This window comes from Mucilaginibacter sp. MD40, assembly GCF_002288635.1.
Lineage (GTDB): Bacteria > Bacteroidota > Bacteroidia > Sphingobacteriales > Sphingobacteriaceae > Mucilaginibacter.
The window spans coordinates 2,976,300-2,988,342 of the sequence record NZ_NRSW01000001.1 but is presented as its reverse complement, the minus strand read 5'-3'; the positions used below and the strand labels follow the sequence as shown (position 1 = coordinate 2,988,342).

At 43.5% G+C, this 12,043-nt stretch carries 6 protein-coding genes; 1 reads left to right on the top strand and 5 read right to left on the bottom strand.

Annotated features, from left to right (window positions below):
- Nucleotides 1-9 precede the first annotated feature (9 nt).
- Nucleotides 10-1,866, top strand: a complete 1,857-nt coding sequence (locus tag CKK33_RS13530) for a DUF4859 domain-containing protein (RefSeq protein ID WP_095704615.1) — start codon at nt 10-12, stop codon at nt 1,864-1,866.
- Nucleotides 1,867-1,949: 83 nt separating this feature from the next.
- Here the strand turns inward: CKK33_RS13530 and CKK33_RS13525 are convergent, their stop codons facing one another.
- From CKK33_RS13525 to CKK33_RS13505, 5 genes are all read right to left on the bottom strand, one after another.
- On the bottom strand, nt 1,950-3,887 hold the full coding sequence (locus CKK33_RS13525; RefSeq protein ID WP_095704614.1) for a glycoside hydrolase family 97 protein: 1,938 nt from the start codon (nt 3,885-3,887) through the stop codon (nt 1,950-1,952).
- Between the two features lie 21 nt (nt 3,888-3,908).
- The gene (locus CKK33_RS13520) at nt 3,909-5,957 is read right to left on the bottom strand and encodes a glycoside hydrolase 43 family protein (protein ID WP_198952471.1); all 2,049 of its coding nucleotides are present in this window, start codon (nt 5,955-5,957) and stop codon (nt 3,909-3,911) included.
- A 46-nt stretch (nt 5,958-6,003) separates the two neighbouring features.
- On the bottom strand, nt 6,004-7,578 hold the full coding sequence (locus CKK33_RS13515; RefSeq protein ID WP_095704612.1) for a glycoside hydrolase 43 family protein: 1,575 nt from the start codon (nt 7,576-7,578) through the stop codon (nt 6,004-6,006).
- 119 nt (nt 7,579-7,697) lie between these two features.
- Nucleotides 7,698-9,335 (bottom strand): alpha-L-fucosidase, encoded by a 1,638-nt coding sequence (locus CKK33_RS13510; protein ID WP_095704611.1) that lies wholly within the window; start codon nt 9,333-9,335, stop codon nt 7,698-7,700.
- 39 nt (nt 9,336-9,374) lie between these two features.
- Nucleotides 9,375-11,846 carry a glycoside hydrolase N-terminal domain-containing protein gene (locus tag CKK33_RS13505; protein WP_095704610.1) on the bottom strand — a complete coding sequence of 824 codons (2,472 nt, stop codon included), beginning with the start codon at nt 11,844-11,846 and terminating at the stop codon, nt 9,375-9,377.
- Nucleotides 11,847-12,043 lie beyond the last annotated feature (197 nt).

Below are 12,043 nucleotides of genomic sequence, written 5' to 3'. Positions count from 1 at the left end.
CTTAATTTAATGATAAATAAAAACCACTACCTGTCCGTTTACAAATGTCTGCTCTTTTGTCTGGCGCTTGGCTCGGCTTCATTAACCAGTTGTAAAAAGAATAAAGACATCCCGAAGGAAGACCCTAAACCGGTAACCACCGAAACAGGGTTGAAAATTTACAAGCCAAAAGATATGGCGAACATGGACTGGAATTCTGAAGAAAGCCAGTTCTGTTATGCCCGTTCAAAACAGTCCGATCATTACATTATTTTTTGGTCTAAAGAGTACGGAAAAGTTAACCCATCTGACGCCAGCGTGCCTGATAAATACAGGGTGGATATTGATGCCATGCTGAGCAAGGCGGAAGGCTTTTACCAGCTGAACGTAAACCAGCTAAAGTTTGCCGATTTAAATTTAAGTACGTCTAATCTTCATAAATATAAAATGATGATCTTCCTGTATCACCAGGATGATTGGCTGGCAACAGGTTCAGGCTATGATGATATTATAGGTTCTCTTTGGGTAAGTCCGGCGGCTTGCCAGCCGGTTGGCGCCACTATTGCACACGAGGTTGGCCATACGTTTCAGTACATGGTATCTGTTGACCTTGGCCTTACCCATGGTTTCAGATATGGTTACGGTGGCAAAGGAGGTAATACTTTCTGGGAGCAATGCGCGCAATGGCAAGCCTACCAAAGCTATCCTTCTGAAGTTTTTGGCGGATGGTTAAACGGCTATACTGATAACTATTATAAACATATCCTTCACGAAGATTATCGCTATAGCAGTTACTTTATTCATTACTACTGGACTCAAAAGCATGGTATTGACTTTATTGGAAAGCTGTGGCGGCAATCGCAACAACCGGAAGATGCCATTCAGGCCTATCAAAGAATTACCAATATTTCGCAGGACCAATTCAACGATGAAATATACGATGCCTCAGCCAAATTAGTGACCTGGGATTTAGATGCTTTGCGTGATATGGGCGCTAACTATATAGGAAAGCACATTTCAAAAATGAATCGCCAGTCAGATGGATCATTCCAGCCTGATTATAATTTTTGCCCGCAAACTACCGGTTACAATGTTATTCCGTTAAATGTACCCGCAGCTGGAACGGTAGTTTCTGCCACTTTCAAAGGTATGGCCAATGCCAGCGGGTATAACAAGGTAGACGCTTCTATAGCTGGTTGGAGATACGGTTATGTAGCACTTTTAAAAGATGGCAAAAGGGTTTACAGTAATGTGTATAAGAACGCTAATGATGTAGCTAGTTTTACCGTTCCTGCAAATTGCGATAAGTTATGGATGGTGGTAACAGGCGCACCAAAAGTGTATAACCAGCATGCATGGGATGAAGATAACACCAATGATGAGCAATGGCCTTACAATGTAACATTCCAGAATACCAATGTATATGGTTATCTGAATAACAACCCCGGTGCTCAACCTACCAATGTTGATTTTAGCTATGATGTATCTGTTAAGCAGGATAACGCCAATTACACCAGTACGCCTGTATCTATAGAACTGTCTAAACTCACCAACGCGTTTGTACTGCAGCCTGATGAATTAACTGCAAAAATGGGTACAGCTATTAAGTTTTATGCTATTGAAAGCAACGGAACACTAAATGCTACTACAACCGCTAACGGCTACGGACATTGGTTTAGCGCCGCCGGAAATGTGGTTACATGGGGGCCAACTGCGGTGGTTTACAGCGAGTACAACGAGAAAAACTATACGTTCACGCTTGGTCAGTACCCCGGCCATAACAAGGTAGGGGACAAGTACACAGTAAAACAAGCTTTAGTTTATACCACATCAAACAATACAACTGTAAAAGCTACTTTTACCTTTAACATAACGCTTATACAGTAAATTATTTATATCAGGCAACAGCCTTATACAAAAAAAAGCCCTTGGTGTACATTACCAAGGGCTTTTTAGTTTTGGACGGTTTACTATTCAACCACCGCCACGAATCCTCCGCGAGGTAAACATTCTACTTCTATGTTTTGCCCTTTGGTAACCTGTCTTGAGCTGATTCCGAATGATTTATCATTATCACCATCTTTTATAATGCTGATCTTTGCATTTTTTGATTTGATGAAATCAATATTAAACTTTAATGTCTTAGCCTGGTCAAGTCCGTTTAAGCCGCCAATGTACCACTTGGTTCCGCGGCGCCGTGCCATAACAATATGGTCGCCGGGGAAACCGCTTAGCAACTTAGTTTCATCCCAGGCAGTTGGCACAGCTTTTAAAAAATTGCGGGGAGCATCGGGCAGGTCATAAAAGCCTTGCGGTCTATCTGCAAAGTTTTGTAAGGCAGATTCAAATACAACAGACAGTGCTAACTCGTGCCCGTATGAAGTAATATGCGGATGCTGGCTGTTAGTAAACGCAACCGGGGTGTAATCCATAGATCCTACAACATTACGCGTAAAAGGTAGTGTTGTATTATGTACGGCAGCTTTGTTGGTAAGTACTTCGTTATTGTTGTACCACTCGGCGCCGTAAACGGCCTCAGTGGTCATTAAATTAGGATAGGTTCTGGCCCAGCCTCGTGGTATGGTCGCCCCGTGGAAATCAACCATCAGATGATATTGAGCCGCATCCCTTAAAATGTCAAGATAAAGCCTCATCATGTCCTGCTGGTCTCCGGCAAAGAAATCTATCTTAACGCCGTACACGCCAATTCTATTTAACCACTGAAACTCTTTAATGCGGTTAGCTTTTACCTTTATCTTTTCAGAATCACCAGTCCAGTCTGTGGTTCCGGAGTTATACCAAAGCATTGGTTCGATACCTTTTGACTGTGCGTACTTTATAGCATCTTCCAAATTGCCGCCATTACCCATACTTTCCCATTCCCAGTCTATCAATACGTATGGCCAGTTCATAGTTTTGGCAAGGTCTATATACTCAGTAACTCTTTTGTAATCTTTTGAGCCGTGGTTGTAAGCCCAATATATCCACGAAACGCTTCCCGGCTTTATCCAATCCGTGTTTTGAAATACGTTTGGCACACTAACGTCAGTAATTAAAGTAGATTGCACTACAGTAGGAAGTGAACCTATGAGAAGCGTATGCCACTGCGATACCCAAGGCAAAGCTGAAATAGCTCCCTGTTGCCGAAAGTTTTTTCTCGGCTCAGGGTAGGTAACTTTGTAGGTGTTAACGTCTTTATCATTGGTTAGCCTCGCTGCACAATTCATTTCTGTGTTGGCTGCTTCAGATATCAGATACCACACAGGTAAATTGTTTGTTTTAAATAATGCAGGATAGGCCCAAGCTTTATTTTTTTCACCAGTGGTACTGTAAGGGTAAAAGTTTTCATAACCCGGATCGTAGGTTTGTACCCAACGTTCTGTATTGGCCGGTATATGGTAAGCGGTAAACTCGTCTTTTACGTTTATGGTTTTATTCTCCCATTTAGGAATTTGATATCTGAAAGCAACACCATCATTGTAAACTCTAAAGATAACGTTCAATATTTTCCCTTCAGAATTAACAAAAGTAAATGAGCGTTCGGTAGCTGCGTTTGTGCAAAGCTTGCGTTTGCCAGTGATCATTTCGTATTTTTCGTTTATGCGATTGATTGAGCCAACTTGCTTAAGGTTAAGGTTTTTAAATTCGCCTGCATCTGTTGCTATACCCAACTCATTACCCGTAATAACAGGCGTAAACTTTCCGGCTGTTTTATAGTAAACATCAAAGCGTGTCGATGCTTCCGCATCGTTACCGGCCCGGTAGTGGTTTTCTAAAACCAATTTGATGGTTCCGTTAGGGGAGATAAGCGAATGAGAGGCCTTATTTTGAGATAATGCTACTTTGTGGACAAATACAAATAATACTTGAAACAGGATAAACGCATGTGTTTTAGTTAGGATTTTCATATGAGGGGTAATTATTATAAGCTATTTCACTTGTTGCCACATAAAAACAGTACCGTCTTTACGGCCGGGTAGTGTGCCTGCCCAACCGGCAGAGTATACTTCGCCCGTGTTTGGGTCGAGGCCAACAAAGCGGTTTGTTTTTAACGATAGCAGCATGCCTTGGCCTCTTAACATATCCTGCCATACAAATAAACTTGCCTCAGATTCTTCCGGCAGTAAGCGTACATCGGCAGCTAAACCTTGGCCGGTGATAGTAACAAAGCCGTTCCCGTTAACGGCCTGCAAAGCAACTTTCCCATTGCCGCGGTCAAGCACTTTAAATAAGCAGGCTTCATCTGTTTCTCCGGGTTTGTAGATTTTCCCCGGGCAAAGCATCCCATGCGGGTTTGCCCAAACCATGCGGTTATTAGCCAGGTTGGTAAGCATAATGGTTTTACCTACAGGCAAATTATTAGTTCTGTTTGCCATAGGTTCGGTAACCATAAAGCGGCTAAAAGCTGCGTAACCACCTTCATGCCCTTTGGTATTATATGCAAAAAGCGCAAACCGGGTTCCCTGGAAGGTTTTTAGCTGGTACGGTAAACGTATGCTATCGCCAATGTTCTCAAAGTGGCTACCATTTGTACTGTAACTTAGTTGGGCTATATCATTATCAAAATTCCCGAAGGCGCGGAGGTGTATAAGAGGGGATGTTAAAGGCTTATCGATTGTTTGTTGTTTATACTGATCAAACATGCGCAGTATATAGCGGCTGCCATTACGCAGCACGGCTACCCAGGCGTATGGTATATTCATTAAACCGAGGCCGGCAATATCGCCGTCTTTAAGGCTTTTAGCATTTAGTTGCACCGTCGCGTATGACTCAGGGCCAATGCCTCTTTGTGTTAGCATATTGCGGGCCCAAAGAAAATCTTTTGCCGGCATGGTATGTAATTGCAGCGAACCTGCTTTTAGCTGCCATTTGCTATCAATGGGGTTGTGGTTCCATTGCCATGCCGATGCCAGTTTGCCTGATTTAAAATCATCGTTGCGCTGGTAGGGCGCGTGCGGCTTATTCGGCGCGCTAACTCTGGGCTTAAACCATGTGCGTGGCGACCGGCCCAGATTACCCTCAATGCCAAAGAAAGGCCAGCCATCTTTCCAGGTAACCGGCGACAGAAATGTTGTTCGCCCTACAGACCGGAAATCCATCATAGAGAATCCCCACCAATCGCCGTTTGGCAAGTCTACTATACCGCCCTGGTGCATGGGTACCGAGCCAAATACCCTGTCGTTCTGTTTAAAAATGGTCAGTTTATCTGTCGCAGCTGGCAGGGGAGTATCAAGCCAAACATCTTTTGTAAACCAGCCTAACGCAGTCCCCATGGTTTCTTTAGCACTTATCACAGTAGTTTCATAAGGGCCGTAAATATTGGTTGCACGTGCGCATTGCAAGCGGCCGGCATCGGCGTTAGTAATATAATATTTGCCATTTATTTTGTAAAAATGATTACCCTCGCCCAAAGCTTTACCTTCAGGAATGATCACCCTTTCACTATTAGGTACAAAACCACTCAGGTCGGGTTTTAGTTCTATCATTTTTATCTCGCCAACACCAAAAACGATGTAAACCTTGCTGTTCTCAAATAAAACAGAAAGGTCATAAATATGGCGCCTAAGATCATGCTGCTTCCACGGGCCTGCTGCATTTGTTGCTGTAAAAATCTGTAGCCCGTGTTTGTTTACGTTAGAAAAAATGTAAAAAGTACCGTTGTGGTAACGGATGCAAGGTGCCCATATACCTTGCCCGTAAGCTTCTTTACCATCAGCCAGATCAAACTCTTTCCCGAGGTTAAACCGAGGCATTGCGTAGCTAACCATTTGCCAGTTGACCAGATCTTTTGAGTGCAGAACAGGCAAACCGGGAACGCTATGCATGGTGGTACCGGTCATATAAAAGTCGTTACCTACACGGATAATATCCGGGTCAGAAAACTCATCATAAAAAAGAGGGTTAGTGTAGGTGCCGTTACCATTATCGGCAGTCCATGATTGTGCATGCAGCGCCGTGATGGCTAACAAGCAACTCATTACCGTTATAAACAATGTTTTCATCATCAGAGTAGGGGGCTATTTCTTAGTTGGTATATTTATAGTGGAAAAAATCAACGTCTATATAACCGCTATCAGCTTTGGTGTTGTAGCTATAAATGGCTAAGCGGTCGCCGCGGTATGAGGCCCATTTTAATTGGTAGCTTTCGCCGAAGGTTTTAAAACTCTTTCCGTCGGTACTGTAGCTGTAAGTGCTTAAGCCGTCTAACCCCCAAACAGAACGCAGCCAAAGGTATTTGCCGCTGATTACAGGGCCTTCAGTAATTTTATCTTTTGTGCCAAAAGCCAGCTTCTTTTCGTTGCCGATGCACACTACACCCAGGGTTGAATAATACGGTGCGCCAAAATGAGATAACCCAGCCTTTTGACCATCAGCCATTCCGCTGATATCTATTTTTACGGTTACTTCGTTGTTGGTTGTGCGATAGGTGCGCTGAGTTAGCGTGTTACCTGCATAAAGCAGATCGTTTTTTAGCGGCGTAAAGGCATGTAGCCTTAACCAGCCTTTTCGTTGTGTTAATGACCACATATCCTGTTTTGGTTGGTAATTCCATTCCCATTGCGGTTTAATAGAAGTACCAGTAAATTCATCACTGCTTTGCGGAATTACCCTTGGTTGGCCAGCTACCGGTTTTTTTGCTTCCCAAATCATTTCGCCAATGCCAGCCTGGTTAGGTTGGCCTATTACGGGCCAGCCATCAAGCCATGTGACCGGCAATAAACTTAATATACGGCCAGACCAATCTCCGGACCCATGGTGCGTTAAAAAATACCAGCCGCCCGATTGGGTTTCTACCAAACCGCCCTGGTTAGGCTCATTGTATCGTGGTTGGCCTTCACTCAGCTGCCTTGGGCCTTCATAAGGTCCCCATATATTTTTAGTGCGTTCCATCATTAGCACGCGCACATTATTTTTAACCTCGCTAAACAGGTGATAGTAGTAGCCTTTAATCTTATAAAGCTTGTTGGCCTCGCTGCCATTTGATTGGTAAATAACCTTATCAGAACCCTTGATAAGCGATTTGCCATCAGCACTCATTTTAAACAGGTGTATCTTGTAGCCATCTGCAAAATGCGTCCCGATGAGGTAAGCCTGGCCGTCTTCGTCCCAGAAGGGGCAGCAATCGTCCCATCCTTTTTCGGCTAACACACGTGTTAAAGGAGCCCACGGACCTTCGGCTTTTTTGGCGGATGTCATAAAATAACCCTCATCGGGATCGCCAAAATATACCCAGAAACGGTTGTTGTGATAGCGTATGGCGCCCGCCCAAATACCCTTGCTGTAACGATCCATTTGTTTATAAGTCATGGCCGGGGATATGGATGCGATGTCGTTAACCGCGTGTCCTAAGATTTTCCAGTTGACCAAATCCTTTGATTTCAGAACAACAAAACCCGGAGCGTATTGAAAAGTAGATGAAACGGCGTAATAATCGCTGCCTACGCGTATACAGTCCACGTCGCTATAATCGCCGGGCAAAACGGGGTTGCGATAGGTGCCGTTACCCTGGTCGCCCCATTTTGTCCAGTTGCCCCAAACGACTGGAGTTTTGGTAGACTGACTAAAAATATCGCCGCAGAGCAACGCGACAATCAGCATAGTCAAAACGCTAATTCTAATCATTTTTGTAATAATGTGCGATATCTGTTATTGTTTATTGTATTCAAAATGCTTGAGTGATCAAAGCTTTTAACCCTGATCACTCAAGCCATCATAAGCTATGCAATAGCTCCATGAATTTTAAATACATATGCAAACCTGCCGGGAGGAGTACCGGGCAGTTGTATCTTCAACCCATCGGTTGTCTGGTCGAACTTCACTTCGCTTGGATATCCAAGCAGGCTTACTTTTTCAACCCTGCTGCCCTGATTCATGGCGAGTTTTTTAATAAGCGCGGTATTATTATCCGGCCATGCCAGCATGGTGGCATACAGGATGTTACCTTTTTTATTGAAACGTATATCAGCCGGGCCGAAAGGTTTTCCCGTTCCTTCGTTAAATCCCTGGGTATTTAAAGGAGCGGCAGATTCCAGGGCAGGGCCTTCGCCGTGAACTGTCCATGGGCGGGTACCATAAATGCTTTCGCTGTTTACCTGCATCCATGAAGCAATGTCTTCAACTACCGCGCGTTCTTTTTCATCAATTGTACCATTACCTCTTACCGGTATATTAAGCATCAAGTTTCCGTTCTTGCTAACAATATCTACCAGCATATGAATAACCGTTTTAGCATCTTTATAGCCGTTTCGGTCGTAAATCTGTCGGTCATAGTGCCAGTCGCCTATGCAGGTGTCTGTTTGAAAAGGTATGGGTTCTATTGTATTGCTTTGCCCTCTTTCAATATCCCATACCAGGCACTTGCGTTGGTTTTCGTCCAAAACTTTACCAAATAACACAGCTTCCAGTTTGCCGTGCCTTTTTATACTTGAATTATACATGTGCGCCGCTATGCGTAAACCCGCATCACTTATTGGCCATAATGGTAAAATTGTATCATCAAAATAAATAGCGTCTGGTTCGTACTTATCTAAAAGTTCGATAGTCCTTTTATAGAATTTATCGCAATATGCTTTTGAAGGTACAGAAACCTCGTTTCCCCAAGCCCATTGCCTGTGGATCATACCATTGTCCTGGCTATTTTTACTCAATGGATGGTTTTGGGCGTATAATTCCTGCGGGTCTTCACCATTCCACCATTTACCGGCACCATCGGCCTTAGTTAACTTGCCATCATAAGGAATATCAGCGTAAGGCCCGGTCTTATCTGCCCGTTGCGCGGTTTCCATCCAGCTCCATGCATGTGCGGCATGTACGCTTACGCCAAAACGAAGATTGTTGTTTTTGGCTGCCTTAGCCCAGCTGCCTATAATGTCTTTCTTGGGGCCTATCCGAGTAGAGTTCCACTTTTGATGGGTGCTATCATACAGGTCAAAGTTATCATGATGGTTGGCCAGTGCCATAAAATATTTAGCGCCGGCTTTTTTGTATAAACCTACTAATTCTTCAGGATCCCATTTTTCAGCTTTCCATTCGTTAATTACATCTTTAAAACCGAATTTAGAGGGGTGCCCATATTTTTGAACATGGTATTTGTATTTATGGCCACCTTCCATGTACATTTCACGTGCATACCAATCGCCATATTCAGGCTGGCATTGTGGGCCCCAATGCGCCCACATACCAAATTTTGCATCACGGAACCACTCCGGAACCTGATAATTTGCCAACGAGTTCCAGTTTGGCTTAAAGGGGCCGGCTGCGTAAGGGACATTCAATAAAGTGCCAGCGTAGCTTTTAGACAGGTATATTGAGGATAAGCCCAATGCCATACCTTTGAGTAATGTTCTTCTTTCCATTATTTAATATTTTATGGCTAAAGCCCTGTAATTCGAAAGTTATAATACATTTATTTGATATGTGCTTCCCTGCCTGGCTGTAAAGCTTGTGAGATAACCACCTTTAGATGCCACTGATGATGCTGATATTCCCTTAACCAGTATTGGGTTCTGTGTACGGATAATGCATTTGCCGCCTTTTTCAGCATATATGTTTCCCGTTTTTAGCCGCCCTTTTTCCCAGTTTATCGCCACGGTGTAGGCACCTCTGGCTTTTAAACCTGATACCGATCCATTTTGCCATGCCTTTGGTAAAGCTGGTAACAGTTGCAATTCACCTAACTGGCTTTGGAGCAGCATCTCTGTTATGCCAGATGTAGCGCCGAAATTGCCATCTATCTGAAAAGGAGGATGCGCGTCAAACAGGTTAGGGTAGAGACCACCTCCATTAGAAATACTGAGATCGCGCATTAAATCGCGCAGGAGTTTATAGGCATGGTCGCCGTCGAGCAAGCGCGCCCAAAAGTTAATTTTCCATGCTAAACTCCATCCGGTACCGGCATCTCCACGCAGTTCAAGTGTTTTACGGCTTGCAGCCGCATATTCGGGCGTGGTAAGCGGCGATATTTCCCTGCCGGGGTGCAGCCCGAACAGTTGGCTTACATGCCTGTGGTGCGGATCAACATCTTCCCAGTCCTTATACCATTCCTGCAAATTGCCTTTGTGGCCCACATGTAATGGATAAAGTTTAGCCAGTTTAGTTTTTAACAGGTTGCGAAAAGCAACATCGGTATGTAATGCCTCCGAGGCTTCAATACAATTGCGGAAATGATCGCGAATGATGGACATATCCATGGTGGTAGCTATAGATGTGTTGCCTTCTTTACCATGATCGTCAATAAAATCATTCTCAGGCGAAAATGACGGCGATGTTACCAGGTACCCATTCTTATCTTCTACAAGGAAGTCAACTAAAAACTCCGCCGCACCTTTCATTACAGGGTAAGCTTGCTTTAGAAATGACTCATCTTTGCTGAATAAGTAACGCTCAAATAAATGGCGACATAACCAGGGGGCGCCCATATACCAATTGGCCCATTTTGGGTCGCCTTTACCTAAGTCGCCAACGGGATTACTAATGGCCCATATATCCGTATTGTGGTGTGCTACCCAACCCTGCATGTGGTAAAAATCATGCGCTGTGTTATACCCTGTAACAGATAAATTCTTTATAAAATCAAAAAGAGGATATTCCAACTCCTGCAAATTGGTGGTAGCTGCAGGCCAGTAGTTCATTTGAGTGTTGATATTAATAGTATAGTTGGAACTCCAGGGAGCCCTTAATAAATTATTCCAAATACCCTGCAAATTGGCCGGTGGCCCACCCGGCCTTGATGAGCTGATAAGCAGATAACGACCATATTGATAAAATAAGGCTTCAAACTGTGGATCGACAGCCCCTTTACTGAAGGCTAAAAGCCTTTTGTCTGTAGGTAATAGTTCCTGCGATGTCCCCGTTTTACCTAAATTGATTTTTACCCTGTTAAATAAAGATTGGTAATCAGCCAAATGGGCTTTATATAACTGCTGCCAATTTTTTTTTGCTGCGGCTTGCGTAAACTGGTCGCAGATTGCTAATTCATTTTTACCGTCGCTATCGGGGCATTTATCAAATCCGTTAAAACTTGTTGCAGCGCATATGTAAAGCGTAACTTCATCAGCATTTTTTACTGCTAATCCCTCTTTGCCGTTACTTACCGTTCCGTGCAGGGCTATGGCTTTTATCTGTAATGCGGCACGCATACCACGGCAATTAGTGCTATCAGCATATTTAACCGGCTCTGCGTTGTAATTAACATAATTGGGGTCAACCTGGGCAGGGGCCTTCGCTTTTAATAAAAGTTCATCCTGGTTTATAGGTTCAACAGTGTATTTCACTAAACTGCTCAAGCCAGCGTTAATGTTAATTTTTCCGGGCTTATCAGCAGTTAGATGAATAATAATGGCCTTATCCGGAAATGTAGCAATGATCTCCCTGGTGTAAATAATACCAGCCGCCCTAAATGTTATCGTAGCTACACTATTTTCAACAGATAGTGTACGCTTATATGCTTCAACATTTGTTGTACCTACATCCTGCTTCAGGTTAAGGTCTGCCAGCGGTAGGTATGACTGTGTATACACGCCTTGCATACCGGTAACCATTTTATTGGCATTTTCATAATCTTCCTTAAGCAGGGCTTCACGGGTTTTTGCCAGCGCATTTGCCGCATTTGGGTTAACATTTCGTTTAACCGGCCCGCCGCTCCAAAAGGTGGCTTCATTAAGCTGTATCAGCTCTTTTGTAGGGTCGCCAAAAATCATAGCGCCTATTCTACCGTTTCCAACAGGCAGGGCTTCTGTCCATGTTTTAGCCGGTTTGTTGTACCACAAGGTAAGGCCATTTTGAGCTTGGGCATTGTAAATTGCAAAGATTACTGCTAATGCTGTAAGCGTAATTGCGGATGTGATTTTTCGTATTGAAATCGTCATTTGAATGGTTTGTCTGCAACCTTTATTAAATATTTATCAGTACAGATGCAATAATTGGTGAACAACCAAGATAGTTGTTACCTTCAAAATTAATTTACTCAACTGCTAAATATTTGGCTTTTTAAGACTTTTTTTTATATAAAACCGATGTATATTCGATAAATTCTTCATGGTTTTAGATAAAAGTCGCTTACACA

Bases quoted from the DNA above. Each gene is read 5' to 3' on its own strand.
- CKK33_RS13515 (WP_095704612.1), bottom strand. From the start codon at position 7,578: ATGCTGATTGTCGCGTTGCTCTGCGGCGATATTTTTAGTCAGTCTACC.
- CKK33_RS13530 (WP_095704615.1), top strand. From the start codon at position 10: ATGATAAATAAAAACCACTACCTGTCCGTTTACAAATGTCTGCTCTTT.
- CKK33_RS13525 (WP_095704614.1), bottom strand. From the start codon at position 3,887: ATGAAAATCCTAACTAAAACACATGCGTTTATCCTGTTTCAAGTATTA.
- CKK33_RS13505 (WP_095704610.1), bottom strand. From the start codon at position 11,846: ATGACGATTTCAATACGAAAAATCACATCCGCAATTACGCTTACAGCA.
- CKK33_RS13510 (WP_095704611.1), bottom strand. From the start codon at position 9,335: ATGGAAAGAAGAACATTACTCAAAGGTATGGCATTGGGCTTATCCTCA.
- CKK33_RS13520 (WP_198952471.1), bottom strand. From the start codon at position 5,957: ATGAGTTGCTTGTTAGCCATCACGGCGCTGCATGCACAATCATGGACT.